The organism is Jonesia quinghaiensis DSM 15701, assembly GCF_000423205.1.
Lineage (GTDB): Bacteria > Actinomycetota > Actinomycetes > Actinomycetales > Cellulomonadaceae > Jonesia > Jonesia quinghaiensis.
In genome coordinates, this window is the sequence record NZ_AUHN01000005.1 from 303,953 (window position 1) to 330,141 (window position 26,189).

The 26,189-nt window shown below is 56.8% G+C and carries 21 protein-coding genes and 1 pseudogene; 15 read left to right on the plus strand and 7 right to left on the minus strand.

All coding sequences use genetic code 11. The features are described from left to right. Window positions 1-52: 52 nt before the first annotated feature. Window positions 53-1,069: a dTDP-glucose 4,6-dehydratase gene (rfbB, locus tag G538_RS0104595; protein WP_029068393.1), complete on the plus strand. Its 1,017-nt coding sequence runs from the start codon at window positions 53-55 to the stop codon at window positions 1,067-1,069. Between the two features lie 10 nt (window positions 1,070-1,079). Here rfbB and G538_RS0104600 read toward each other — a convergent pair whose 3' ends face one another. Then, window positions 1,080-1,838 (minus strand): TIGR03089 family protein, encoded by a 759-nt coding sequence (locus G538_RS0104600; RefSeq protein ID WP_051196575.1) that lies wholly within the window; start codon window positions 1,836-1,838, stop codon window positions 1,080-1,082. A gap of 282 nt (window positions 1,839-2,120) precedes the next feature. Between G538_RS0104600 and G538_RS0104605 the strand changes: the two genes are divergently transcribed. The 3 genes from G538_RS0104605 (at window position 2,121) to G538_RS0104615 (ending at window position 8,121) form a co-directional block, all read left to right on the plus strand. Further along, on the plus strand, window positions 2,121-2,450 hold the full coding sequence (locus tag G538_RS0104605) for a WhiB family transcriptional regulator (RefSeq protein ID WP_029068395.1): 330 nt from the start codon (window positions 2,121-2,123) through the stop codon (window positions 2,448-2,450). A gap of 62 nt (window positions 2,451-2,512) precedes the next feature. After that, window positions 2,513-6,046, plus strand: a complete 3,534-nt coding sequence (locus G538_RS0104610; protein WP_029068396.1) for a glycosyltransferase family 2 protein — start codon at window positions 2,513-2,515, stop codon at window positions 6,044-6,046. After that, window positions 6,046-8,121 (plus strand): DUF5719 family protein, encoded by a 2,076-nt coding sequence (locus G538_RS0104615; RefSeq protein WP_029068397.1) that lies wholly within the window; start codon window positions 6,046-6,048, stop codon window positions 8,119-8,121. Before G538_RS0104610 ends, G538_RS0104615 begins: the two co-directional genes overlap by 1 nt. A 10-nt stretch (window positions 8,122-8,131) precedes the next feature. Here G538_RS0104615 and G538_RS18290 read toward each other — a convergent pair whose 3' ends face one another. Further along, on the minus strand, window positions 8,132-8,722 hold the full coding sequence (locus G538_RS18290) for a metallopeptidase family protein (protein WP_245566792.1): 591 nt from the start codon (window positions 8,720-8,722) through the stop codon (window positions 8,132-8,134). A 79-nt stretch (window positions 8,723-8,801) separates the two neighbouring features. Between G538_RS18290 and G538_RS18505 the strand changes: the two are divergent. The 6 genes and pseudogenes from G538_RS18505 to G538_RS17930 all read left to right on the plus strand — a co-directional run. Beyond that, window positions 8,802-8,993 (plus strand): annotated as a pseudogene (locus G538_RS18505) (DUF3499 domain-containing protein); the annotation flags it as partial. A 635-nt stretch (window positions 8,994-9,628) separates the two neighbouring features. Then, entirely contained in the window at window positions 9,629-11,137 is a 1,509-nt protein-coding gene (locus G538_RS0104630) for a phosphomannomutase/phosphoglucomutase (protein WP_029068398.1), read from the plus strand. 47 nt (window positions 11,138-11,184) lie between these two features. Next, window positions 11,185-11,379, plus strand: coding sequence for a Trm112 family protein (locus G538_RS0104635; protein ID WP_029068399.1), 195 nt, complete (start codon window positions 11,185-11,187; stop codon window positions 11,377-11,379). Window positions 11,380-11,674: 295 nt separating this feature from the next. Continuing rightward, window positions 11,675-12,583, plus strand: coding sequence for an ABC transporter ATP-binding protein (locus tag G538_RS0104640; protein ID WP_029068400.1), 909 nt, complete (start codon window positions 11,675-11,677; stop codon window positions 12,581-12,583). Beyond that, the gene (locus G538_RS15110; RefSeq protein ID WP_051196576.1) at window positions 12,580-13,323 is read left to right on the plus strand and encodes an ABC transporter permease; all 744 of its coding nucleotides are present in this window, start codon (window positions 12,580-12,582) and stop codon (window positions 13,321-13,323) included. Before G538_RS0104640 ends, G538_RS15110 begins: the two co-directional genes overlap by 4 nt. A 570-nt stretch (window positions 13,324-13,893) precedes the next feature. After that, entirely contained in the window at window positions 13,894-14,088 is a 195-nt protein-coding gene (locus G538_RS17930) for a hypothetical protein (protein ID WP_157544296.1), read from the plus strand. A 299-nt stretch (window positions 14,089-14,387) separates the two neighbouring features. Here G538_RS17930 and G538_RS0104650 read toward each other — a convergent pair whose 3' ends face one another. The 3 genes from G538_RS0104650 to cmtR all read right to left on the minus strand — a co-directional run bounded on the left by G538_RS0104650 (window position 14,388) and on the right by cmtR (window position 16,632). Next, window positions 14,388-15,482, minus strand: coding sequence for an acyltransferase family protein (locus G538_RS0104650; RefSeq protein ID WP_029068401.1), 1,095 nt, complete (start codon window positions 15,480-15,482; stop codon window positions 14,388-14,390). A 134-nt stretch (window positions 15,483-15,616) separates the two neighbouring features. Then, window positions 15,617-16,279 carry a cation efflux transmembrane domain-containing protein gene (locus G538_RS0104655; RefSeq protein WP_029068402.1) on the minus strand — a complete coding sequence of 221 codons (663 nt, stop codon included), beginning with the start codon at window positions 16,277-16,279 and terminating at the stop codon, window positions 15,617-15,619. Continuing rightward, complete coding sequence (cmtR, locus tag G538_RS0104660) at window positions 16,276-16,632, minus strand: Cd(II)/Pb(II)-sensing metalloregulatory transcriptional regulator CmtR (protein ID WP_029068403.1); 357 nt, start codon at window positions 16,630-16,632, stop codon at window positions 16,276-16,278. The genes G538_RS0104655 and cmtR overlap by 4 nt, the downstream gene beginning before the upstream one ends. A gap of 159 nt (window positions 16,633-16,791) precedes the next feature. Here cmtR and G538_RS0104665 point away from each other — a divergent pair, with 159 nt between their 5' ends. Then, window positions 16,792-17,637 (plus strand): COG1361 family protein, encoded by an 846-nt coding sequence (locus G538_RS0104665; RefSeq protein ID WP_029068404.1) that lies wholly within the window; start codon window positions 16,792-16,794, stop codon window positions 17,635-17,637. A gap of 76 nt (window positions 17,638-17,713) precedes the next feature. Here G538_RS0104665 and G538_RS0104670 read toward each other — a convergent pair whose 3' ends face one another. After that, the gene (locus G538_RS0104670) at window positions 17,714-18,763 is read right to left on the minus strand and encodes an acyltransferase family protein (RefSeq protein WP_029068405.1); all 1,050 of its coding nucleotides are present in this window, start codon (window positions 18,761-18,763) and stop codon (window positions 17,714-17,716) included. After that, complete coding sequence (locus G538_RS0104675) at window positions 18,760-19,935, minus strand: acyltransferase family protein (protein ID WP_029068406.1); 1,176 nt, start codon at window positions 19,933-19,935, stop codon at window positions 18,760-18,762. The genes G538_RS0104670 and G538_RS0104675 overlap by 4 nt, the downstream gene beginning before the upstream one ends. 105 nt (window positions 19,936-20,040) lie before the next feature. On the opposite strand from G538_RS0104675, the gene G538_RS17935 reads away from it, so the two are divergent. From G538_RS17935 to G538_RS0104705, 4 genes are all read left to right on the plus strand, one after another. Further along, window positions 20,041-21,306, plus strand: a complete 1,266-nt coding sequence (locus G538_RS17935; RefSeq protein ID WP_157544297.1) for a CHAP domain-containing protein — start codon at window positions 20,041-20,043, stop codon at window positions 21,304-21,306. 46 nt (window positions 21,307-21,352) lie between these two features. Next, window positions 21,353-22,681 (plus strand): CHAP domain-containing protein, encoded by a 1,329-nt coding sequence (locus tag G538_RS0104695; protein ID WP_029068409.1) that lies wholly within the window; start codon window positions 21,353-21,355, stop codon window positions 22,679-22,681. 51 nt (window positions 22,682-22,732) lie between these two features. Further along, on the plus strand, window positions 22,733-23,443 hold the full coding sequence (locus G538_RS0104700; RefSeq protein WP_029068410.1) for an acyltransferase family protein: 711 nt from the start codon (window positions 22,733-22,735) through the stop codon (window positions 23,441-23,443). A gap of 80 nt (window positions 23,444-23,523) precedes the next feature. Beyond that, complete coding sequence (locus G538_RS0104705) at window positions 23,524-26,169, plus strand: bifunctional glycosyltransferase/CDP-glycerol:glycerophosphate glycerophosphotransferase (protein ID WP_157544298.1); 2,646 nt, start codon at window positions 23,524-23,526, stop codon at window positions 26,167-26,169. The last annotated feature ends 20 nt before the right edge of the window (window positions 26,170-26,189 follow it).

Genomic DNA, 26,189 nt, shown 5'->3' on the forward strand with positions numbered 1-26,189 from the left:
GTAAAGAGACCACAATGCGGTCTTACGCATTGTAGATGGGTGGAGCAGTTAGATGCGTTTACTGGTCACAGGTGGTGCGGGTTTTATTGGGACCAATTTTGTGTTGTGGGTTTTACGGGAGGCTCCACATGCCTCAGTGACAGTACTTGACTCTTTTACCTCGGCAGTCATCACTGAGAATTTTAGTTATCTCTCGCAAGAATCACGTGAAGATCCTGTGTGGAGCCGTTTGGCGGTGGTGCGCGGTGATGTTCGGGATCGTGACACGGTGTTTCCGCTGGTAGAAGACCATGATGTGGTGGTACATCTTGCCGCTGAATCACATAATGATTGGTCACTTACTCGCCCTACGGAGTTTGTTGATACCAATGTCATGGGAACAGCGATTGTTCTTGAGGCCGTCCGCAAGTATGGCAGGCGATTGCATCATGTTTCAACAGATGAAGTATTTGGAGATCTCCCACTAGATGGTGGGGTATTTGATAGAGAATCGCCGTATCGGCCATCGAGCCCATATTCTGCGTCGAAAGCTGCAGCCGATCACCTCGTTCGTGCCTGGGTGCGTTCATTCGCCGTGGCTGCCACTGTGTCAATTTCTTCGAACAACTATGGCCCATTTCAGCACGTCGAAAAGTTCATTCCCCGGCAAGTGACAGAACTACTGAGTGGGCGCCCAGCGCGTTTGTATGGTTCCGGTGTTCACGTGCGTGACTGGATTCATGTAGAGGACCACTGCCGTGCATTGTGGTCAATCATCACTGATGGACAGGTTGGTCAAACCTACCTGGTAGGTGGACGCAACGAACGCAGCAATACTGAGGTTGCCAGCGACCTCTTGCGTGTCATGGGCCGTGACGCTGCGGACGTTGTGCACGTTGCAGATCGCCACGGCCATGATGTGCGCTACGCACTAGATCCCACCGCAACCGAACATGAGTTGGGCTGGGAAGCGCGCATCGGCTTTGAGCAGGGGCTTGCGGACACAGTCCGCTGGTACCAAAACAACGAACGGTGGTGGGGGCAAGCGAAAGAAGCCACTGAACGCCGCTATCGTGAGCGCGGGCAGTAGCCGCCGCTGATTAAGCGCTAAGGTCGATGGTGTGGGTGATGCGTTCTGTATCGACGATGCGCTGCGTGCGTTGCGCATCTGTGGCCAGTTCCGCGGTTGTTGCCGGGTCGGTCATGACGAGTGATCCGCCAGCAGCCCAGACGCTCAGTGCGCAGTGCAGAGCGTCAACAGCGCTAGTGCTTTGCGACACCAACGCGAGCGTGCGCGCTGACGGCTGAGTGTCTGGGTGAATCCAGTTGGCCAAGTCCAGGTAGTCCACGGCAGTGTCACCGCTGACGATTGCCCGTGCGGTGGCGTCGGTGTCAGGGACGTAACCTAACGCGTCTGAGTAGGTCATCACGGCCCCAGCGGCGTCAACGGCGCCTGGGGGCAGCGGGGACCCAAAAGTGCGCGCGAGAGGCGCGAGGTTCACTGCGACGATGTCTGTGGCTGATGATGCGCCCACCGCGAGGTCGCTGGTGGGTTGGTGAGTGACCAGCACCCGCCCGGCGGCAGTGTGCGGCGAAAGGTTGAGGGTGGCTCCGGTCACAAGAGTGGCGAATTGCCACGTGAGGGTCCGCCAGTGTGGTGGAAGGTCGACGTCAATGGTGACGCCAGATTCTGCATCAAACTCCTCAATGAGTAGATTAGTCGTCTTGTTAATCCAGTTATTGAGGACATTTCCCGAGAGTTCTATTCGGCCGTCGTGGCCGTACCAGGTGAGCTGTGGGTGAGCTCCAGTGCGGTCATTGAGGTTGATCAGGGAGTTCATGAAGGAGACCGGAATCATAGTTTTTCACTTTAGTTGTAAACAAACGCTTCGGCCTGCCGATGGTGTCGGATGACACAGGACGTCGGCCTGCAAGTTTGGCGGAAATGTGCGGAAAACATGGGCAAACCTTGGGTGCTAGTGGTCTTGTGGTGCAGGGGCCGTTATAGATTTGTGATTTCACCCGCTGAACCCGTCCGTTTTCTACCATTTCGGCTTGACTGGTGAAGATCACACGCGTGTAATTCTGCGTAAGGTTGTTTGTGGCACGGCGCATCAGCGAGAAACACGGAGGGTAGTTGTATGTGGAACTTGCTTAACCAGGATGGCCCGTTTCCCAGTGATGCGAGCCGCCTAGCCGAGCCGGTATCAGCCGGTCTCAGTGTTCTCCTCACAGAGGGGGACGACGAGGCAGTACTGAGCTGGCAGGAACGCGCACTGTGCGCGCAGACAGACCCAGAAGCCTTCTTCCCAGAAAAAGGCGGGTCAACTCGTGAGGCGAAGCGTGTATGCACAGCCTGCGATGTGAAAGCCGAGTGCTTGGAATATGCACTGGCGAACGATGAACGATTCGGAATTTGGGGCGGACTTTCCGAGCGAGAACGGCGCAAACTCAAGCGTCGCGCTGTCTGAAACTCGCCACGCCTCACCCAACGTCCTAGCTTTTCAGGAATGTGGGGCAAGATTGTCTGCGTATGAGTACCGCACGCCCCGCCGACAACGGCGACACCAACGACACCGACGACTTCACTCCACCACGGGGGGTGCCGCTCGCCGCTGAGCCAACCCACCCGGTGGGGCATGACGCCCCAGCGGAGCCTACCCGCACCCCGGGACCAGGCCCGTTACCCCCGCCAACCGCTCAGCGTGTCACCGCCGTTATCGTCACCAACGGACTCACCCCATACTTGCGACCGCTACTTGTGTCACTCATGGGGCATGACGTCCTCCCCGGGCGTATCCTCATCGCTGACGTCTCTGCCGAATCGTCAGCACGCCTCCCCGAGGGCATGAGCTACCCGGTTACCCCAGAAATCATTGCGGTGCCCGGCGCGAAAACCTTCGGTGTCGCAGTATCGCGCGCCCTCGAACAAGGCAACCCACCGGTAGGCTCGCCCTGGCTGTGGCTCCTCCACGACGACACGATCGTGCACCACGGTGCACTCGCCGCCCAACTGGCAGTTGTCGAGTACTCCGCCAGCGTCCAAGTGATCGGCGCTAAACACGTCCGTTACGGTGCCCCCTCAGACCTTCTCGATGTTGGGTACTCCGTTGCACCCGGTGGCCGCCGCTTCACAGGCATCGAACCTGGTGAATATGACCAAGGCCAACACGATGGCCGCGAAGACGTTTACGCAGTGGGACTCAACGGCGCTTTAGTCAGCCACGAACTGTGGCGCACCCTCAACGGCACCGACCCCGCATACGGTCGCTACGGCGACTCACTAGAGTTCTGCCGCCGCGCACGCCTCCACGGCGCCCGAGTTGTTGTCGCGCCCGCAGCAGTCATCGAACACGCCCAGGCCTCCCTGATGGGGTTGCGAGACAGCAACGAACTCCACCCATCACCGCGCCCCACAGTCCTCGACGACCACCTCGAAGAACCCACCTTCCGGGTGCGCCTCACCACTCAACGACTGTTCGCCGCCACCGACCGGCCCCTCATTCTCTACCCATTCTTCTGGCTACTCATCACCCTGATGGCGCCACTGCGAGCATTAGCACGCGTCACCCGCAAACAACCACGCCGCGCAGTGAACGAACTTGGCATCCCCATCTGGCTCATCGGCCGAACCGGCTCAGTCATCGCCGGGCGTAGAAGGATCGCCGCAAGCAGAACCGTCCCCGCCTCAGTGCTCCGCCCTATGCGGGTAAGCCTCAGCGACCTCACCCAGTTTTACCGTGACCGGCGCCTCGCCCGCGCCGCACTGCGCAAACAGCTCTACGGCCTCAGCGAACTCGACCGCCGTGAAGTGCGCGCCATCGCCGCAAAACGCCGGTCCATGTTCATCACCCTCATCACGATGCTCACCATCGCTACCGCCGTTGCGTTACGTGACCTCTTGCCCGCCCTTACCGGGCAAGGGCGCATCCTTGGTGGAGCGCTCGTCACAGCTGATGGCGGCTGGGCTGACCTGTGGCGCACCTGGACCAGCGGGTGGGTGCGAGACGGGCTCGGTGCCTCCGCACCAGCAGACCCACTCATCCAAACGCTGACCCCCATCACCACACTCGCCGGTGGAAACCTGCAACTAGCAGTCCACCTCACGATGCTCGGCGCACTCATCGCATCAGGCATCGGCGCGTGGTTCGCAGCCGGGACCATCAGCCGCTCCGTGGTGATCCGCCTCTGGGCGTCACTGCTCTGGGTCGCATCACCAGCGTTCCTCATGGCATACAGCCAAGGGCGCCTCGGCGCGATCATCGCCCACTCTGCGCTGCCATGGCTGATCGTTGCCGTGATGCGCGCCGCCGGTGTTCACCGGCGAGACCAACTCACCGGGCCGCAACTGCGCCACGAGAAACGTGCCGACGCGCTCCTGCGAGAAAAACTTGCCGAACAAGACACCGTCGCCGCGCGCCCCGCCGTAACATCACCAACCGCCCCACCACGCAAATCTCTTGCTGCAGTAGGAGGCGCCGCCCTCGTCTTCGCCGTGGTGTGCGCTGGTGCGCCTGTGCTTCTCATCCCCGGAATCATCGCGCTCATCATCGCAGCGATCGCCTCCAAAACGAGGGCCCTGCTTGTTGTGCCCATACCTGCGCTGGCACTCCTGGGCCCACTCCTGTTCCGGGCAATCATCAACATTGATGCCGGTGGTTGGCGAATCCTCGTGGCTGACCCAGGTGCCGCATACGCCTACGACACAGCCCCCACGTGGCAGCAAGTGCTCGGTGTACCCATCGAACACACCATCGCGCCACTGACGCAGGGGTGGGGTGCCGTCGTACTGTCGCTGCTGCCTTTTGTCCTTGGCGCAACGCTGCTCATCGGTGCGCTCTTAGCTTTCATCCGCCGCGGGCACGGTGCCCGTGGTGTGCGATTCGCGTGGATTCTCGCCATCGTGGGGTACGCCACCGCGCTGCTTTCCTCGGATATCGTGATCGCTGCCCACGAAGGTCAGTACGTGCATGGATGGTCCGGTGCAGGGCTGTCCCTCATGCTTGTTGGACTCCTTGGTGCGTGTGTGTGCGCAGCGGACGGTCTCGCAGGCAAAACACACCAGTATTCCTTTGGGTGGCGTCAAATTGGCCTAGGAATCGCAGCGACTCTTGTGCTTGTTGTTCCCATCGGAACTATTGCCATGTGGGCGCCGCAACGTACCCTCGGTGCCAGTGAAGGCGTCATCACCTACCTTGACGAATCACTTGTCCCCGCGGTCGCCCAACAAATGCAAGAATCCGGGCGCCAAGCGCGAGTTCTCATCGTTGACGCGCACGACGCGGACCACGTCAGCTACCAACTACTCCACCACGATGGACCCCACATGTTCGAAACCTCAACAGTGGTGAACGTTGCGCAACTTGCTGGCCGCCCAGACGACATCGCAGACCTTGTCGCCCACGTCTCACGCGGCATCGAAACCCAAGAAGGCCCAGCCCTAGCGTTCTCCCTCGCCGCACAAGGGATCGGCTCCGTATTCGTCCCCGGTGATAACCCCTCAACAACAGCGCAACTTGTGTCACGCATCGACCGAGTAGCAGGAATCGAACGAATCACCACCAGCGAACTAGGCACCCTGTGGCGCGTTAATCCCACAGAACTCGACCCAGCCCTCGCAACCGCGCCACCAACCACAACCACCACCAACGACGACACCCCTGAGCCGCGCATCACCATCGTGGCCGGAGAACCAGCCTGGGCAGTGCTCTACGAAGTCGGCACAGACACCCAAGGCGATGATGTACTCGGGCGCCCCCAAGCCCTCAACGCTGGGACACTCAGCGTCAACGCAACCCTGCCAGAAGGCCAAGGGGAACGACTCCTTGTGCTAGCAGAAAACGCCGCCCCTGGGTGGCAAGCAACCCTCAACGGGCGCCCCCTCACCGCCACACAAGTAGCCGGAATGCAAGGATTCAACATCCCAGCAAGCGCCACCGAAGGACAACGCGTGACCGTCACTTACGAACGATCATCCAGGCTGCCCTGGCTTATTGGCCAAAGCCTCGTCCTCCTCGTCTTTGTCCTCCTTGCGGTTCCCGTACGCCGCCGAGGAGAGGTGACCTGATGGGTGTTCAAACACAAGAAGCAATCGACAAACGCCGCGCCCGCCGCTCAACGGTGGCGTATACCGTCAGCGCTGTGACACTCGTCGGTGCCATGGTGGGCTTAGCGTTCATGCCGCAATGGGCGCCCACCCCACAAAGCACCGACGGGGTGGTTAGTGGGCTAACCACTGTGTCCCTCGGTGCACCCTCCTCAACGTTGACCTGCCCAGTACCGGTCACGGTCAGTGGGTCAGCCGCAACAACCCTTGATGATTCGTTGAACGAGGTGCAAGTAGGGGTTTCTAGTGCGGCACGCGTAGCCGTTGTTGGCGGGCAAGGGACCGTCGATGTCAGTGGGCTGGTGCCGTTTATTGGCAACGACGCCGCTGAAAGCGGCGAAAACACTGACCCTGACGATGGTGCTGATGATTCTGCAGATGCAGATGCAGATGCAGATGCAGATGCAGATGCAGATGCTGCGGGTGCTAGCAGTGCTCCCGCAGCCGATCCGGTATCGAGTGTGACCGGTCACTCCATTCCCGCCGGTGCGGTGCGAGAATACCCGGGCCTGCGTGACGCACTCAGCCTTGTCACCCAGGGTCGCGCCATAGCAGCCCCTAACGCTGCAGAATGGACCGGCGCCGGAGTCATCACCCGCATCAACGGCGGTGATCTACGCGGCTCGGCAGGGGCATCGTGCATGCCCGCGTCCAGTGAACAGTGGCTTGTTGGCGGATCCACCGAGTTGGGGTCATCAGCGAAACTCGTGGTGCAAAACCCGTCCCTCACCCCCGCAACAGTGACCGTAACCCTGTGGGGGCCATCCGGCCGAGTTGGGCTCGCAGGCTCCGAATCACTCCTCGTTGCACCCGGAGAACAAACCGAACTACTCCTCGAAGGGGTCGCTGCAGAACAACGCCGCCTCGCCGTGCACGTCGCAGCAGAAGGAGCACTCGTGTCCTCCTACATGCTGCACACCGAACTTGACGGAATCACCGCGAAAGGGCTCGACTATGTGATGCCCGGCGCAACACCACGCCGCGTCAACGTGATGCCCGGGGTGGCGCTAGGCCCAACAACTGATGACACGGAACGCGCTTCCAGTGTGCGTCTCGTTGCTCCAGATTTTGGCCCAGTCACTTCCCTCGCTGAGGTGAGTGAAGATGACGCCGCTGAGGTTGGCGGAGACGTCGTAGGGCAAGCCCGAGTCCATGTACTCGGGGCGAACGGCGAGATCGCCCTCTTTGGGGCGGACACTATTGACCTCGTGGCTGGGCACGTTGTTGACGTACCCCTCACTGGTGTCCCTGAAGGCATGTACACCATCGTTGTCGAAGCTGACACTGCTATCACTGCGGCGACCCGCGTCAACCGTGAAGCGCAACTCGACACCGAGTCACGGTTTGGGGTCCCCGCTGACTTCATGTGGGTGCCCTCCCTGGACAGCCTCACCTCGGTAGGGGAGCCCACCACTGAGGGATTCACCGAGACAGCCTCGGGAACTGATGCTGCTGACCCAAGAGCCGCACTTGACCAAGACGGTGAGAACACGCCAACCGGGCTGCCGGTCACAACCCCGCAAGGGGTGCTGCCACTCCCTATGGGAATGGCATCGACGGTTGCGGTGACCCGGCTTCCCAACGCATCAACAGTTGATGAACTCACCCAAGCGATTAGCGACATCCCCCGCGTTTATGCGCAAGACGACGCTGGGGAAGAAACTGACGAGGAAACCGCTGCGCGCGATGCGTGGCGCGGCGCCGCGGCAGTCATTGGGCGTGTTGTGTTTTTCGATGCTCAAGGCAAGCAACTGCAAGCCCAAGATGTGACAGCAAGTGCGGGTCAAACAGTCACCATCGACGCCAACACAGTTGATGGCGCTGTTGCTGTGGCATTCGTTGAAGCCACTGCTCCGGGTGCTGGTGAAGGTGCTGGTGAAGGCAACCACAGCCAACATTCCGTCGTGTGGTCACTCGTTGCGCGTTCCCCTGACATCAACGGTGCGATGAGTTCGTTCCACGTGCCAGTTGTCCGCGGAGATTCACCGGAAGTTGTTGTTGAACGATCCGTACGTGCCGGGCTACCTACCGACTAACAACGCCGGTTTACTCGTCCGGGTCGTAGTCTGGATCGATCTCTGAGGGGTCTTTACTCAGCACATATGCGATTTGCTCAATAATCACATCGCGAATAATTGACTCAAGGTCGTTGTGGTCATCCGCGCGTGCTTCCACGGGGCGCCGGTACACAACAATCCGCCCCGGCTGCCCACTGATCGGCGCGAAGTAACGTCCCATAGGGATACCGTGTGCTTCCCATGGGGAGGGGTCGGAGGGGGGAACATCTTCTACGGCAAATTCCATGCCACTGAGTTGCTTACCCCAGCGCGGTTTTAGCGTACCCACATAGCGGATCACACACTCATCAAACCGTTCCCGGCGGGTCCGGTAGGCGGGGTGGACTGGCGGAAACATCAAACCACGCAGGCCACGGCCCCGACGGTCACGTTTGCTAGGACGAACCGACGCAGGGTCAAGTGTGGCCAACCCGTGAAGAATATGTTCGGCGCCAATCTCACGATCTGGTAACGATGATGGCGGCCGTGATGCCGCGTCAAAAGTGGCGTGATCGCGCGAAGTTGGGTCTTTCATGCCAGTCCATCCGTTGGTGCAAAGTAGTTCAAGGGTAGATGACATCACCCTGTTGTGGTGTGGGGAACACGTTTCGCGGCGTGTAGTGGCTTTTCTTTGGGTGAAATAAGGGTAGATTTTGGGTGTGCCTGTCTCTCGTCAATGTTCTCGTACTGCTTGTTCACGCGACGCCGTGGCAACGCTGACGTATGTGTACTCTGACTCGACTGTGGTGTTGGGTCCGCTCGCCGTTGCGGCGGAACCCCACAGTTACGACCTCTGCGAAGAACACGCGTCGCGTTTAACCGCCCCGCGCGGCTGGGAAGTTGTTCGCGTGGTCGCAGCGTCAGGGCACATGCCAATGGATTCCTTGAATGCTGCTGACAACCAATCCGGTTCGTTTGCCGATGCTCGCCCTGGTTACGAGGAACGGGCTGGCGTATCGGGCGGAACGCGGGCAAGTGCTCGCGCTTCTGCACCTACTTCACAGTCCGCCGCTGAAGAAGTCGAAGCCCGCCGCCTTGAAATCTCCCAACCTTTGCAACGCCCCGACGACGATTGGGCCATCCTCGCTGACGTTGTCAGTTCACCGTCAGAAGCGCTCACGATCGAAATCCCCCGTGACGTCATCACCGGTTTGAGAAGCGTCCAAAACCTGCCAGAACCCGCCAGCGCACCAACCCCGCAACGGGCTGCCGGCCTCCGAAGCGTTCCGCGCAGTGTTCCTAGCGCAGGGCGTAACTCGGCAGCAGAACCGGATGAAACGCGCCCCGACGTTGTTGTCCCTCCCCGGCACGCAGCCGACCCCGCACCAGTTCAAGAAGGCGAAATCATGCGCCGCGGGCACCTGCGCGTACTGCGCGGTGAGGCCAGCTCCTAACCGCACCCCAGCCTTGCCACCGTGTCTGACCGCCTAGCAGGGCAGCGGGTGACTCTGTCCGCATCGTCACGGGAAGCGATTAGGCTTGGGGTATGACTGAACACGCCCCCAACGTTGACCTGTCGCAGCTCATCAAGTCGTATGACGTGCGCGGTATTGTGCCGCAGCCTTTTAGCCCGCTGGTAGCTGAGGCTATTGGCGCGGCTTTCGCGACAGTTGTTGTGATTCCTGATGCTGGTGACGCGGCGGACCAAACCCCAGCGGACATCGTCGCTGCTGGTGGGAAGCGCCCGCGTGTGGTGATTGGCCATGACATGCGTGATTCTGGCCCTGAATTGGTAGATGCTTTTGCGCGCGGTTTGATTCAGGCTGGCGTCGATGTTGTGTTGATCGGGTTGTGTTCAACAGACGGTTTGTATCACGCATCGGGTGTACTGGATATTCCGGGTGCAATGTTCACGGCCTCCCATAACCCAGCCCAATACAACGGCATCAAGCTGTGCCGCGCTGGCGCCCGCCCGGTGGGGCAAGACACCGGTTTGTCGAGGATGCGTGACCTAGCGCAACAGTATTTGCAGTACGGATTGCCAGGCGCTGCCACCCAACTGGGGCAAATCACCCACAGAAACATGTTGCGCGACTACGCAGCCTTCTTACGAAACCTCGTCGATATTTCGACTATTCGCCCCCTCAAAATTGTGGTCGATGCCGGTAACGGTATGGCTGGCCTCACCGCCCCAGCAGTGTTGGGGGAGGCAGCGGGCCTGTCAGCCCTGCCGTTGGACATTGTGCCGTTGTACTTTGAGTTGGATGGTACGTTCCCCAACCACGAAGCGAACCCACTTGACCCAAAAAACCTTGTGGACTTGCAGCGAGCCGTAGTGGAACACGGGGCGGACATCGGCCTTGCTTTTGACGGTGACGCAGACCGCTGTTTTGTGGTTGATGAGTTAGGTGCCCCGGTCAGCCCATCGGCGATTACCTCGCTGGTTGGGTTGCGTGAGGTGGCGCGTGAACGTGAGGCGGGCCGCGAACCAGCAGTGATTCACAACCTCATTACCTCGCGGGCAGTCCCTGACTTTTTGGGGGCGGCAGGTGCGCGTGTGGTGCGCACACGAGTGGGGCACTCGTTCATTAAAGCCGAAATGGCGGAACATAACGCCATTTTTGGTGGTGAACACTCCGCACACTATTACTTCCGGGATTTCTTTTTCGCGGACACAGGGATGCTTGCGGCCCTCCACGTGCTAGCGGCGCTTGGGTCACAGCCACACAGTTTGTCCGCTATTGCGGACATGTATGAGCCGTATGTTGCTTCAGGGGAAATCAACTCTGAGGTGGACGATGTTCAAGCAGCCCGCGCGCGCGTGGTGCAGGCGTATGTGGAGCAGAAAGGTGGAGGCGATGTCGTCGTTGATGAACTTGACGGCTTGACAGTGTCTCACTGGGATTCCCACCCGCAGTGGTGGTTTAACGTGCGGGCTTCAAACACGGAACCGCTGCTGCGGCTTAACGTGGAAGCCGCTGACGAAGACATGATGGTCAAAGTGCGCGATGACGTTCTTGGCCTTATCCGTAACTCTGAGGGAGATAACGCATGAACACCGACAAAAACACACAACGCCACACTGCGACGAAAGCAGTGTCAGTGTCAGCGTTACTTGACCCGTGGGTTGTGGAGATCCTCCGTTGCCCAGTCACCCACGCCCAACTGGTTGACGGTGTTGATGCGGAAGGCCGCGCGGAACTCCACTCAACTGACCGCGAAAACCCGTTGGCCTACCCTGTTCGCGATGGGATTCCCGTGCTGTTGGAAAGCGAAGCGCGCTCACTGTTGTCATAACCGCCCCTCTCCTCTTATGCCGAGATCCTAGATCTCGCACTGAGATCCTTCGCGTGGGCAAGGATCTCGGTCCCAAAAGTAGGATCTCGGGAGGGGTGGCGCGGCGGAATATTCTTCGTTTAGCCCGCTGAGCAGGTAATATAAGCGCTTCGTGAGGTAATTTCCTTACGCGCCCACTTCTTTTCGCGTCGGCTCGCTCTCGCGCCTCCCCATCCCCGCTTCGCGTCGAGATCCTAGATCTCGGCGCGATATCCATGTTGTGGGCAAGGATCTCAGTCCCAAAACAAGGATCTCGATGCGTGACGCAAGCACCATGATGGTTCGTTCGCTGAGTAAACGCTATGCTCAGCGCCAAGTGGTTGATGACGTGAGTTTTGAGTGTCAGCCCGGCACAATTACGGGGTTGCTTGGACCGAATGGGTCCGGCAAATCCACAACGATGCGCATGATGATAGGCCTCACGAAACCCGATTGTGGAACTGTCACGTTCGATGGCGTCAGCTACGTTGATCTGCCAGCCCCAGGGAAGAAGGTCGGCTCTCTTCTCGATCCTTCGGCGCACCACCCGGGACGCTCCGTATCAGAAGTGCTTACCCACACCGCGATGATGCTGGATCTACCAACCAGCTCAGCGCGAAATATTGCGGACAAACTTGGGTTGGGTTCAGTACGCCGCCGCAGATTTGGTGCTCTATCCCTGGGAATGAAACAGAGAGTGGCGCTGGCTATCGCGCTACTAGGAGAACCGCGCTACCTGATTCTCGATGAACCTGTAAATGGTCTAGACGTTGAATCTTCCCGCTGGCTACGCGACACGTTAGTTCACTACACCAAAGAACGAAACGGGGCAGTGCTCATTTCGACGCACCTCCTCAACGAATTGCAGGCATTCGCTGACAATGTCGTAGTGATGAGCCGAGGAAAAGTAGTCCACAGTGGCCCGATCGCCTCCCTTGGGGGCGCTGAAGGGACCATTGTGAAAAGCGAAGATGACCATAGGCTTACCGCCCTCCTAACAGACCAGAACATCCGACATTCTGTGGTCGAGGGGCATCTTGTTGTGACTGCGACTCCTCGAACAATTAGCGAATTGTGTTTGACCCACCGTTTGCTTCTTGATGAGTTGAGGCCAGTGCAAGAAAACCTTGAGGATGCCTATCTGCGACTGACCTCTGGTGAGTATTCGATTGGACTATCGCAATGATCCAAACACAACACTCCTTCGTTTTTCGTATGCTGCGTCTCACCCATGTTGAATTACGGAAAGTCATCACGACCCGTAGTAGCAGATGGGTTCTTATCTCAATCGCGACACTGTGGCTTCTGGCAGGTGGGTTGCAACTCTGGGAAGCATCGGCGGGAGAAGCGGAAACTATTCGTCCAGCGTCAGCTCTAGCAGGAATGTACTTAACGATGGGTCTTTTCGCTCCGATCCTCAGCATTCTGGTCATGTCCAGTGATTGGCGGTCACGTGATGTCATGACACTGTTTGCCTTAGAGCCGCGCCGTCATTTCGTCTTCGGCGCAAAAGTTTTGGCGTCGATGATTTTAGCGCTAGTGCTCTTCAGTGCTGTGCTGATGCTGTCTCTCATAATGAGCTGGGGTGTGGCAGCAGTAACGGGGATTCCACTGGAATGGGCTGAATACGCTACCGGAATTCATTTGCTCACCGTCTCGACAGTATTTGGAACACTGTATGGCATTGGGATTGGCTCAGCACTACTGATTCCTGCGCTGGCTATTGTTGTCTCGTTGGTGCAGATAACAGTGGATGCTTCACTCACATTAACCCTTGATTGGGGGAGTTACTTTGCGTCTACATCAGTCATGTCACCGTTTGTGGGCGAAGGGCATGTTGGTCCAGCAGTGACCTCTTTTGTTTTGTGGTACGTCATGCCAATCGCAGTAGGACTGTGGCGAAATCAAAGTAAGCAAGCCGCATAGGCAAGGTTGAGGCGCAGACGTTCAAGGGCAATGGAAGGGTCCCGAGCAACTACGACAGTTTTGATGCCTAAATAGAGCAACACTCTAGTGTTCGGCCCTGCCATGTTGTTGCGCGCGGTAACTACTCAGACGAGGCTTTACTCTCCCTCTTCCCGCCGAGATCCTAGATCTCGCACTGAAATCCTGCGCGTGGGCAAGGATCTCAGTCCCAAAAGTAGGATCTCGAGCAGCCGCCCGTTGGCGTTCTCATTGGTCTCGCTTCTGCGTGACGCGAAGAGTCGTGATAGGGCTGATAGTTGCTAGCCTTTTTAAAGTTCGTGAAAAGCGAAGGGGGCCGCAGTTCAGCGCAGAACAGCGCTTTGGATGGCGGGATGCCCCCATCTTCGACCGGTGAAAACTTTTGCGAGGCGGGTAGTAGCGGAGGCATGCCCTGGGCGAACAATGATTCGGACTACTGGTATGACTGGTACTACAGGTACGTTGGCGGCACTCAAATCGATAGGGTTAAGCTGGGATAACGAGTATTGATTGGATAGTCAGATGAAAGACTCTTCTCGAAAATCAAACGTATTGTCTTTTCTATTTATCGTGTTCTTGGCGGTAGTTGCCAATGTCGTCGCTTGGTTGACCGACTGGTCACTGCTCTGGGTGCTGATCGTTGTCATGTCTACCGGTGTCTTGTTGCTGTATTGGCTCGAGTCGCGGCGCCGCAGAACCGTTGAACATAAAGTTGAGCGGCCAACGGACACGCATCCGGAGGCGTAGTTGTACGCCAACAGCTATTCGTACGCCCAGTCAACAGAGGTACATGACACCCGCGCAGCAGAAAAGCGAAGCGCGCTCACTGTTGTCATAACCGCCCCTCTCCTCTTATGCCGAGATCCTAGATCTCGCACTGAGATCCTTCGCGTGGGCAAGGATCTCGGTCCCAAAAGTAGGATCTCGAGTGGCAGTGGCAGTGGCAGTGGCAGTGGCAGTGGCAGTGGCAGTGGCAGTGGCAGTGGAGCGGTCGACGGACACGCCCCCGAAGGCGTAGCCGTACGCCAATTGCAGGGTTAGCGCCGTTAGCGCCTTTCGCGCACTGACCCCGCAGCTGCGGGGGCCTCTCGGTCGAAGAGCCACCCTACGCGGGGTTCTACCAGTGGTCGCACAACTGCCACAACTGGTCGTGACCCTAGGAGCATCGCAAGCAGAATTGACCCGATGATTACCGTGATGTTCCCGGTTGTGGTGCCAAGCCAAGCCGGTGGCAGGTCGGTGTAGCGCATCGGCCAGAGCACGATGCCGTGCAGCAGGTAAATGTACAGGGAGCGTTGCCCCATGGTGGTCAGGTACGTGGTGTTGCGCGGGGTGAGCGCGAGGAGCCCCGCTGTGCCAGCTGCGCCAAGGATCAGCACTCCGATACGGATGGCCATGCCTTGCTCACTGGTGAGGTCGAGTTGTTCGTAGGTGTGGCGGCCGAGGAAGAACCCGAGTCGCATGAGGCTTTCGTCGCGTAGGAACATCAGCACAATGGTGAGGGTGGTGAATCCGGCGATGGCGATGTAGCGGCGGGGTCGGTCGGTGAGCCAGGCGAATGCTTTGGGTGTGAGGATGGTCCCTGCGATGAAAAATGGCAGGAATGACAGCACTCTTCCGCTGGAGAATTCGGTGCCGATGTCTTGTGACAGTGGTGCTAAAACTGACACAGCTATTGCGAATGCGAGGGGGAATCGCAGGTGGCGAAATACGGGGACGAGGAGGCGCCAGAAGAATAGTGCCAGGAGGAACCACAGTGTCCACCGGGGTGTGAATACGTCTAGCGTGAACGTGCCGCCACCGATGATGGCATCTAGAACGTTGTGGATGGTTTGGAAGATCAGGTAGGGAACGAGGAGTGAGCCTACTAGCCGGGTGGCGTCTTTGCGTGTTCCTGCGGCGTTTCGGGCTAAATAACCGGACACCACAATGAACGCAGGCATGTGAAACGAGTAGATTACGTCTGACATGTACAAGGAGATGTGTCCGTCGACTTCGAGGAGTGCGTGCCCTAGCACCACAAGGGTGATGAGGATCCCCCGCGCGTTATCAAAGTATGGATCACGTGCGGTGGGGCTGGTGCTTGCTGTGGGTGTTGGTGCCCCACGCGATGCGGTGTTGGTTGGATCGGTGTGACTCACGGTTGCTCCTGCATTGTGGGGTATGCAGGCGATCTTAACGAGAGTTTTTCGCCGATGCAGTGCCTCAGAATGGGGATTTCTGTGCGTTGTGGTGCTTCGGGGTGCGGTAAGGCGGGGCCACCTGCGCACATGCTTCAGTGAGAAGTTGGTGACATTCCTGGGTTATCAAGGTCTTCTAGTACTTCGAACGGTGATTCGAGTTCTCCACCCCATGCTTCACGGCCTTCACGAATCGCCAAGAAAGCCACAACAAGCGCAGCTATGGAGTCTGCCCAGGCCCACCCGAACAGCGAATTGGCGAGCAAGCCGATAAACACTGCACCTGACAAGTAGACACACAATATGAGTTGTTTTGCGTCAGCTATGACGCTGCGTGACCCAAGTTCGCGCCCGGTGCGGTGTTCCCACCAGGCGAGGGCGGGCATCGTCATCAGGCTTGCGGCGGCGATCCCTAGCCCAAGCGGGCTGTGTTCTACGTGGAAGCCGGTCGCGACGGATAGTGCGGTGTCAACGATCACGTAAGCGGCGAGGGCGAAGAACGCGATGGCGATGACTCGTGTGGTGGCGCGTTCCCACCGTTCGGGGTTTTTGCGGGTGAACTGCCAGGCCACGGCAAGTGCGGAAGATACTTCGATGACGGAATCTAGACCAAACCCGATGAGAGCGGTGGATGACGCGAGTGTGCCAGCCCATAGGGCGATGACCGCTTCGATGATGTTGTAGCTGATGGTGATAGCCACGATGATTCGCACGTTGCGGTGGAGGCGTTGGCGGCGTTGTGGGGTGAGTGTGTTCATGATGCGTCCTGGGGTGTGCAGCAGGTGAGTGTGCAGGTGGGGTCGATGCAGGGGGCGTTGCGGTCCACGTTGAGGGTGACGTTGAGGAGCGCGGTGAGTGCTTGGGTGAGGTGTGGGTCGGCGATGCTGTATTCGGTGGTTCGCCCTTGGTGGGTGGTGGTCACGATGCCGCAGTCGCGCAGGCAGGTGAGGTGGTTGGAGACGTTGGGGCGGGTGAGGCCGAGTGCGTCTGCGAGTTGGGCGGGGTAGGTGGGCCCGTTGAGCAGGGTGAGCAGGATGCGTGACCTGGTTGGGTCGGCCATTGCCCGGCCGAGGCGGTTCATGACGTCGAGATGGTCATTATTGTTCAGCACACGGTGAACTATACAGTGTGCGGTGAACTGTTTACTGCCGAGATCCTATATTTCGCGCCGAAATCCTTGCCGACGGCAGGGATCTCATGCCGAGATCTAGGATCTCGGCATGAAGGGGAGGTGCGAAAGTGGCACCACAGGGCCGTTTAAGATTGGGCTATGCGACGCACCTTACCTGCCCAACCATCATCCGCATCTTTCATGACTATCACCGCGTTGGGTGTTACGGGCATGCTGCTGCTCTCGGGTTGCAGCATCAGCTTCGGTGATCAAGATTCCGCTGAGGACGAGCAACGCACAACGTCGGCGGTGATGTCTCGTTCTGTGGTGGATGCGTTGTTGCCTGCCGGTCAGGTCCCGACCGGGTCGATTGCGTTTGTTGCGGATGCTGATGACCCTATTTTTGGTGAGGGCGTTGAGGTGAATGCTGCGGCTGGTGATCAGCAGTTCGATTTCGCCAGCGTGGAGATTCAGAAGGACCCTGCAACCCGTGATGGAGATGCGGTGATGGGGCGGATTACTTTCGAGCTCGCGGAAGATTCCCTTCCGGTCGAGTTCACGCATGTGCAGGTTTCTGTGCCCGATGCCCGCCCTGCGTCGATCCTGGTGGGCGAGTGGCGCATCGGGATGGCTGGTGAGGAAGCGGCCCAGGGGCCGCTTCAGGCGGGTGGTTCGGAAACTATTTCCGTGACTCAGTGCGCCCCTATTTCTCTTGATGTGGTGAATAACGGTGAGGAACCGCTTAACGATATTGTGTTGGCGCCGTCTTCCCCGGTGTTGGAGGTCGCCGATACGCAGGTGCCGTCGCGGATTGAACCGGGGGAGAGCGCCACGTTGACGATGGGGTTCACGTGTGACGCTGAGGTGGCGGAGTTTTTCACGTTCACCCCGCAGGTCACGTACACCTCGGACGGTTCAGAGCGCACGTTGTTGACGCGGCCCGTGCTGGTGGAAGTCGCTGACAGTGCCGATGTCTTGTTTGGGAAGTTGCGGAACCAGCAGTAGGCTGCGCCCGCCGCCCGCCGCCCGCCGCCCGCCGCCCGCCGCCCGCCGCCCGCCGCCCGTGGTCTGTTGTGGGGTGTTACTCACGCTGCGTGAAGAGCCAACTCAACCGGGGTTCGATGATTCCTCGGGTGGCCCACACAACGGGCGGTGAGGCGAGGGCGGCCGCGAGGGCAACGCTCCCCAAGACAACAGCACCGTTCCCCGCGAAGGTGTCTAGCCACGCGGGGGCGAGGTTGGTGTAGCGCAGAGGCCATAGCACCAAGCTGTGTAGCAGGTATATGTACAGGGAGCGTTGCCCCATTGTGTCCAAATAGCTGGGGCGTTGGGGTGTGATGAGGAGTATCCCGATTGTTCCGGCTGCCCCAAGGATTAGCACCACGATGCGCGCCGTGGCGCCGTCGAGGAATGTCATGTCGAGTGCGTTGTATGAGGCTCGGCTGATAAGTATGGAGTGGTTGAGGTAGTCAGCGCGGACTAGGACCACAGTTACGGCGGCGGTGGCGGCAAGGAGCCCACAACCAGCTAGCCGATGCCACCGGGTGAGGTTGCGCTGGAACGTGCGGATCGCATCGGGCGTGATCACGGTGCCTGCGATGAAGAATGGCAGGTATTGCAGGATTCGCCCGGTGGAGAATTCGGACCCAATGGAGTCGCTGAGCGGGGACAGTACCGCAATAGCGATGGCGAAAACTAGCGGGTAGCGCAGTTGCCGGAATAGTGGCACGAGTAGCCGCCACGCTACGAGGGCGAGGAGGAACCAGAGCGTCCATCGTGGTGTGAAGAGCTCGAGGGTGGGGGTTGCGCCGCGCACCCACACGGCAAGTGCTTCGTGGATGAGTTGAAACACGATGTACGGCACGATTATCCCGGTGATGAGCCGCCGTGATTCCCGGTCGCTTGCGGTGAAGTTGCGGGCCAGGTACCCGGTGATCACGATGAACGCGGGCATGTGGAACGCGTAGATGATGTCGTCACCGTACCGGGCGAGTAACCCGTCTACTTCGAGCAGTGCGTGGCCAACAACCACAAGGATGATGAGGAGCCCGCGGGCGTTGTCGAAGAATGGGTCTCGCTGTTTTTCTTGCCCGATGCGCGCTGCCGCGTTGGCACTGTGTGGTTCTGTCACGTTTCCCTTGATTTTTTGGTGGTTGGCGCAGCGACAGCGCCAGCTCCAGCTCCAGCGTCGGCGCCAGCGTCGGCGCCAGCGTCGGCGTGATCGAGTGGCACTCCAGCGTCCATGCCAGCGGCGCTTTCTGGTGCGGGCGGTTTAATCATCCACCCCAGCGGTGGTTCAACGAGGATTCTTGTGACAAAGCGTACCGGCAGGCTCCCCAGGATCACAGCGAGCAGGGCGCTGGCGCCAATGAGCAGCAGGTTCCCTTGGGTTCCGTTGAAGATTTCAGGTTCCCATGACCCATATTTCATGGGGAACAGCACAAGGGGGTGCAGCAGGTAAATGTAGAGGGTGTGCCGCCCCAGCGAGGTCACAAACGTGGTTGTCCGTGGTGTCCACGCAAGCACAGTGAGTGTGCCTAGTGCTCCGCACACCAGTACGGCAGCGCGCAGCATGATCCCTTCGCTGGTGCCGTGTTCCATGGCGTCGAAGGAGAACCTGGCGTACAGCATTTCCATGGTGAACGCTTCGTGGTCTGCCAGGGCTGTCACGATCACCACCATGAGCACCCCGGTGATGATTCCGCTGAGTCGCCCCCAGACACTGGTCATGATGGTGAAGAACCGTGCCGGGGTGACAGCCCCTGCGATAAAGAATGGCAGGAACGCTAGTATCCGCCCGGTGGTGAATTCGTTGCCGATGCTCCCTGACACTGGTGAAAGCACCGCGATAGCCACAGCGAATATCAGTGGGAAACGCAGTTGCCGGAACAACGGCAACATCAGGCGCCACGCCACGAGGGCGGGTAGAAACCACATGGTCCATTGCGGATTGAGTAGGTCAGCTTCCCACGGTTTTTCGCGCACCAGGGGAACAAAAACGTCGATGATCCCCTGAAATATCAGGTAGGGGACGATCATCGTCCCGATGATCGCGGCACACCGCCGCGGGGTAGGGGTGAAATTGCGCGCCACGTAACCGGACACGTAAATGAATGCTGGCATGTGGAAGGCGTATAAGTACGCGACGGCCCTGTCTGCGAGTTCCCCTTCAACGAGGAGAAGTGCGTGCCCCACTACCACAAGGATGATGAGTAGCCCCCGCGCATTATCAAAATACGGGTCCCGGGTGGTGCTGATTGTGTTCTGTGCGCGGTCACGGCGGTTGGTGATGGTCCCGTTCATGCTGCCCCCCAGCGAGCGGGTGATTTTAGTGGCGTGGGAACAATACCCACGTTCAACACTATAGAGTCCACCACGGGTAAAGTTTTTTAGCGCAGGGAGTGTTTGATGGGTGAAGGAACAATGAAGGCACGGTGGAGGGCGGCGTTGACGTCAGCTGCCATCGCGGCTGTCATGGCGGTGACCCCCGCGCTCGCAGTGCCGGCAACTGCTGCTCCACTGCAGGTGACAGCGGGTAATGCGGCAACGTCACTTCCTGCGCTGATGCCTATGGCGTCGCCGACGAAAATTACGTTCCGCACTAACACCAAGACTCTTCGCATCAATGAGAGTGTGCGGTTGTCGGGGAAGGTCACTACTAAGGGCGGCAAGGGCGTGCGCACTACGGTGCGTTTGCAGTACCGCGCCAAGGGCGGGAAGTTTTCGACTTTCCGCACAGTGAGCACCTCTAGTTCTGGTGCGTATGTGCAGTATCACCGGCCGACGAAGTCGGGGGATTACCGTGTGGTGGTTTCTTCGAATACGTCGGTGAAGTCTAAGGCCATTGCTGTGAAGCGTTCTAAGGCCAACAGGTCGATTGTTTCTCGCACTAAGTCGTTGGGGTCGTTGGCGACGGGTAAGGCAACGTCGGGGACTAAGACGTTGAGCGCGGCAGCACGCAAGAAAGTTGGGCTTTCTGGTGTGAGCCGGGTCCGTTACCGCAATTTCTCTAAGGGCATGCTCGTTGAGGTGAAGCGCAACGGAACCACAGCAACGTGGTTTGTTCACGGTAAAACGGCGACTGCGTACCGTAAGGCTGGCGGGCCTGGTGGTTCGTGGGGCATCCCGGTTGTTGATGCTAAGTGTTCTTTGATGGAGAACGGCTGTGTTCAGCGTTTCTCTAAGCGCACCGTGTACACCAATGCCAACAAAAAGGCTGTGTCGGTGGTGACTGCTAAGGGTAAAACGGGTGAGATCGTTGCGGCGGGTGCTTCACAGGTTGGTTACCGCAAACGGTATTCGAACTCTTCTGTGCAGTACACCAAGTTCAATAACTGGGCTGGCAGCACTAAACCGTGGTGTGCCATGTATTTGTCGTGGGCTTCATATGCCAGTGGCAACGGTGACACTATCCCCATCATCCCTACGTTTGTGACGTTCAAATCGGAGATGGCTAAGCGTTATAAGACAGGTAAGAAGCCGAAGGTTGGTGCTGTTGTCATCCTTAACGGGTCTGGGTTCCAGACTCACGCGGCCATTGTGACGGGCGTGTCCGGTAAGCGGGTGCGCATCATGGATGGCAATACGGGTTACAGCTCGCCAGGTGGGTACCGGGGTGTGAGTGAGCGTTGGGTTTCAGCGTCGAGCCTTGGTTACTTCATCTATCTCACGTAAAACGAGTCCAGTAGTGGGCTCAGCAGTATCAACACAAGGGGGAATCATGAAAGCGACTCGTACTTTTCATGCGGCGGCATTGGCTGCTGTGTTGAGTGTGACTGGTGTTGGGGCGGCTGCCCCAGCGTTATCAACTCCTGCTCCGGTGGCGCCTGCGGGCGCCGCGTTGGCGGGTGTTGCCTCACAAGCATCGACGATGCCTGCCCTGCACCCCATGTCGGCGGTTGCGGCAGTGGGTGGACCGTTGGTGATGGCTACCTCGTCAAAGGTGACGATAAAAACCACAACCACGGCGTTGCGGAAGGGCGAGTCGTTCCGGGTTGTTGCGCAGGCTCGCAACGGTTCGGGTAAAGCCATCGCTAAGGGCACCGTGAAGTTGCAGTTCAAAAAGACTGGCGGCAAGTGGAAAACAGCCGTGTGGGGTAAAACCAGTAACTCGGGGAAGTATTCGTTGAGTTGGCGCCCCTCCACTGCAGGGCATGTTCGGGTGGCGGTAAAACCTGCTGGATCAAGTAAGTACATTGTGTCGTCTGCAAAGAAGGTGACGATTTCGTCGGCGTCACGGAACCTGACTCAGCGTGTGAAGATCTTGAAGAACAACATTGGCTCTAAGAAGTCCGGTGTAGTGAGTTTGAGTGCCGCGCAACGTAAAGCGGTCAAAGTTTCGGGCGTGAAGTCGGTTGCGTACCAACGTTTTGGGTCAGCGATGATTGTGCGGACGTCGACCTCAGCGAAGAGCACCGCGTTTGTTGTGCGGGGCAAGATTTACAAAAAGTACTGGGCAGCTGGTGGCCCAAAGGGTCGTTACGGTGTCCCTGTGATGGACGCTCAGTGTGGGCTTATTGAGAGCGGGTGCGTGCAACGTTTCTCGAAGGGCACCATCTATTCGTCAAGCTACAAGTCAACAGCGACAGGTGTGACAGCGACGGGTCGTGTTGGTGAAGTTGCCGCGGTGGCCACCTCACAGGTGGGTTTCCGACAGAAGTGGACTAAGACGTCACAGGTGCAAAGCACGAAGTTCAACAAGTGGGCGGGGTATTCCAGCCACTGGTGTGGTCACTTCGTGGCATGGAGTGCAGCGGCCTCGGGCAACGCCAGTGTTGTCCCAACCCGCAAGAACTTTGACACACAACTCGCTTACCTGCGTAAAACTATGAAGACTGGTAAGACCCCGAAGGTTGGGGCAATCGCTATCATGGATACGCTGAACGCAAACCGTGCCACTCACATGGGTTTGGTCACTGAGGTTAAGGGTGGCAAGATGACCGTTGTTGAGGGCAACGTCATTGGGAATCTTCCTGCCAAAACACGGGGTGTCCTCAAGCGCGTACGCACCTCAGGCGATATCCTCTACTACATCTACCCAAAGTACTGATCCAACACGTTAAGCAAAGTCGCACGTGACACAGAACTATCGAGGAAAAAGTTGTCCGCACAAGTTGCTCCTGCAGAGCCTTTAACATCGGCGATCGCAGGTCCAGCGCGGGGAACACGAAAAGATATTCAGGCTCTGAGAGCTTTCGCTGTGTTTCTTGTTGTGGTCTACCACTTGTGGCCGCAAAACCTCAGCGGGGGATACGTAGGCGTAGATGTCTTTTTCGTGATTTCTGGCTTCCTCATTACGTCCCACCTGGTTGCAAGGCCACCACGATCCTTCGGTGACCTTGCAACCTTTTGGGCTCGACGGATCAAAAGGCTTTTGCCACTGACTTTTGTCGTGGTGCTGAGCACGCTCGCGATGGTGCGTTTTATTGCGCCAGTAGCTGACTGGGCGAACAGTGCCAAGCAAGCAGTTGCTTCAGTTTTTTATGTACAGAACTGGTGGCTGGCTAACGAGTCCGTTGACTATCTTGCTGCAGAAAATCAGCCATCAGCGTTCCAACACTTTTGGTCACTCTCCGTAGAGGAACAGTTCTACGTTGTGTGGCCTGTTCTCATTGCTGTTGTTCTGCTTCTGACCGCACGCACGCGGTGGTGTAACACAAGGGCGGTGTTGGGGGTAGCTCTTGCGGGCGTCATTGCCGTGTCGTTTGCGTACTCCGTTGTTAAGACAGCCCAAAACCCCAACTCATCGTACTTGTTTTCGATAAGATACAACAACAGCGTACTGTTGAAACAGAACTTCTACGAACTATGAAGGTAGGAACGCATACAGCTTCGCTGTGATCAGCAGCATTGCAAAAAACAATTTCCGCAGTTGACTGACAAAGTAACATCTTGAGCGTTAACGAGACCAAACTTAATGAAAATAGTCACGAAAGGTTCGGAGTCAGAATGAAATTTACGGCAATTATCCCGATGTTCGACGTAGAAAAATATTTACCAGAACTACTAAAGAGTCTTGAAGATCAGACAACTGGTGATTTTGGTGTCGAGTACATTTTCATTGATGACGGTTCACCTGACGATTCGTACAAGCTAGTGGAACAATGGGCGAAGAAGAAGCGAATAGATGTGAAATTGCTGCAACAAGTAAATAGTGGCGTGAGTGCTGCCCGAAACCGAGGAATAGAGCACGCTAAGGGGGACTGGTTGACCTTCCCTGATCCCGATGACTTTATAAGCCCAACATACTTTGAAGAAGTGTACAACTTTTTGACTGCGAGAGAGAAATCAACAATCGCGTTAGCCTCTACGAACATAATACGATACTTCGAAGACACAAAAGAAATTAGAGACACACATGCACTACGGTTCAAATTCGCCAGAGGTTCGAAGCAAGTAAGCCTGCTTGCGAGTCCACATTATATTCATATGTCTGCACCAACAGGCTTCTTCAGAAGAGATGTCGTTCTAAAAAATAATATCCGTTTTATGGAAAACCTGCATGCTTCCGAAGATGCATTGTTCACTGCGAACTACCTGCTATGTTTCGATGAACCAAAACTTGGAATAATAGATACTGCAATATATTACTACAGAAAACGAGCAGATAACTCTTCTGCTCTTGATGGATTTAAGAAAAACCCAGAAACATATCTAACGCGGTTTGAAACGGGATATCTACCGTTAATCCTTGCCGCGAAAAACCGTTTTGGTAAGGTGCCCGATTGGCTCGCCTCCCAAGTGCTCTATGAATACCGATGGTTGTTTGGTGCGGAGAGATCAGTTCGTTCTAGATCAAATGTGCTAAGCACACAAGAAAAGCAAAGTTTTATTGCGATCGCAGAGGCTATTCTTTCTGAGTTTGAAGACTACCATGTCGAGCAATATCGAACAACACCAATACATAACGAAATTCGATATGTACTCCAAGCGCTCGGTGGTAAGAAATTTCCAGGCGAGACTGTTCGTGTGGGGCCTTTGGATCAAAGTAGAAACTTGGTTCAAGTGCGCTACTACTTCACAGGTGAGCTACCAACTGAGGAACTACGAGTTCGAGCACAGGTTGTGAAGCCTGTTCACGGAAAGGTTCGAATGCTCGACTATTTCGAGCAACAAAAAATCTGGGAAAGGATTTTGTGGATTCCGGCCAACTCGTGGATTTCAGTGCGGCTTGATGGCATTCCGAGAGGGTTGAGTTTTTCGGATCCAATAATTCGTCGATTAGCCCTGACTGAAGTCGATGTGGCACGTGCGCTGCCGCAACCTCGGAAGATCCTGCAGACTCTAGCGCCGAGTGTCACCGGCGCTAGGAGCCTACTAAGACGAGTAGCCTTCGAAACGAAGGCTTTTCAAGAGCGTCGGAACGAACGATTACAGATCAACCAGGTGGAAGTCAGCGCTTATGCACTCACCAAGAGACCTAAAACAGCGATGCGTTTTGACAATGCTTGGCTCTTTATGGACCGTCTTGACAGGGCTAGAGACAATGCTGAGCATCTATACCGATACGTAAAAGCAAAAGACCCGTCCATCAAAGTTTTTTTTGTTCTCAAAAAAGACTCTGCTGACTGGGATCGATTAAGAAGAGACGGATTTAATCTATTAGAATATGGTTCAGTTGAACACTGTGCTGCACTTTTAATGGCGCAATTTGTTATTTCGTCTCACGCAGATGTTGAGATGACCAATCCAAAACCTATTTCGTTCTACCCAAGTAGCCAAGTACCTTGGCGTTTTGTCTTTCTGCAGCACGGCATAACAAAGGATGATCTATCGCTTTGGCTAAATACTAAAGAGTTCGCGATGTGTGTCACAGCTACGTCAGAGGAGTATGAATCCTTTACCGCAGATAAGACAAGGTACAAGTTAACGAGCAAAGAAGTTGTACTTACAGGCTTTCCCCGTTTCGACAGACTTCATGACCTGTCATCAAATCTACTGAAGGATAAAATCCTAATCGCGCCAACTTGGAGAGACACTCTTTTCACCCCTAAGGTGGTCGGTGATCCTGTTAGAACTCTCGTTCCGGATTTTGAAAGTAGTGAATACTACACAAACTGGAACGGTTTACTGAATGATCCCCGACTAAAAGAGCAGGCTCTAGATAAAGGGCTGAGCGTGGTATTTTTGGTTCATCCAAATCTAGAAGAACATGTTAACAGATTCGATATCCCCAGTTGGGTGCTCCTTGCATCATACGACGACGATGTGCAAAAAATATTTGCTTCGTCTGCGCTACTCGTGACCGATTATTCATCAGTCTTCTTTGATGTTGAATATTGCGGTGGTCATGTTCATTATTTCCAGTTTGATAGAGATGCTGTATTTTCCGGGAATCACACTGTTATTCCCGGCTATTTCGATTACGATACACATGGATTCGGACCAGTTTCATCAGATCTCGATCAGTTGTTCAAAAATTTGAACAACCATATTCACCACTCTTCAAGAGATGCTTTTGAGTTCAGGGACGGACTGAATTCTGAGCGCACGTTTGTCGCTATTAAGAATCTGCGAAAAAGACATCGAGATGCTTGAAAGTAATGCAGATATTGCGC

Coding starts and splice junctions, on each gene's coding strand:
- rfbB (WP_029068393.1), top strand. CDS start 53: ATGCGTTTACTGGTCACAGGTGGTGCGGGTTTTATTGGGACCAATTTT.
- G538_RS0104600 (WP_051196575.1), bottom strand. CDS start 1,838: ATGATTCCGGTCTCCTTCATGAACTCCCTGATCAACCTCAATGACCGC.
- G538_RS0104605 (WP_029068395.1), top strand. CDS start 2,121: ATGTGGAACTTGCTTAACCAGGATGGCCCGTTTCCCAGTGATGCGAGC.
- G538_RS0104610 (WP_029068396.1), top strand. CDS start 2,513: ATGAGTACCGCACGCCCCGCCGACAACGGCGACACCAACGACACCGAC.
- G538_RS0104615 (WP_029068397.1), top strand. CDS start 6,046: ATGGGTGTTCAAACACAAGAAGCAATCGACAAACGCCGCGCCCGCCGC.
- G538_RS18290 (WP_245566792.1), bottom strand. CDS start 8,722: ATGTCATCTACCCTTGAACTACTTTGCACCAACGGATGGACTGGCATG.
- G538_RS0104630 (WP_029068398.1), top strand. CDS start 9,629: ATGACTGAACACGCCCCCAACGTTGACCTGTCGCAGCTCATCAAGTCG.
- G538_RS0104640 (WP_029068400.1), top strand. CDS start 11,675: ATGCGTGACGCAAGCACCATGATGGTTCGTTCGCTGAGTAAACGCTAT.
- G538_RS15110 (WP_051196576.1), top strand. CDS start 12,580: ATGATCCAAACACAACACTCCTTCGTTTTTCGTATGCTGCGTCTCACC.
- G538_RS0104655 (WP_029068402.1), bottom strand. CDS start 16,279: ATGAACACACTCACCCCACAACGCCGCCAACGCCTCCACCGCAACGTG.
- G538_RS0104665 (WP_029068404.1), top strand. CDS start 16,792: ATGCGACGCACCTTACCTGCCCAACCATCATCCGCATCTTTCATGACT.
- G538_RS0104675 (WP_029068406.1), bottom strand. CDS start 19,935: ATGAACGGGACCATCACCAACCGCCGTGACCGCGCACAGAACACAATC.
- G538_RS17935 (WP_157544297.1), top strand. CDS start 20,041: ATGGGTGAAGGAACAATGAAGGCACGGTGGAGGGCGGCGTTGACGTCA.
- G538_RS0104695 (WP_029068409.1), top strand. CDS start 21,353: ATGAAAGCGACTCGTACTTTTCATGCGGCGGCATTGGCTGCTGTGTTG.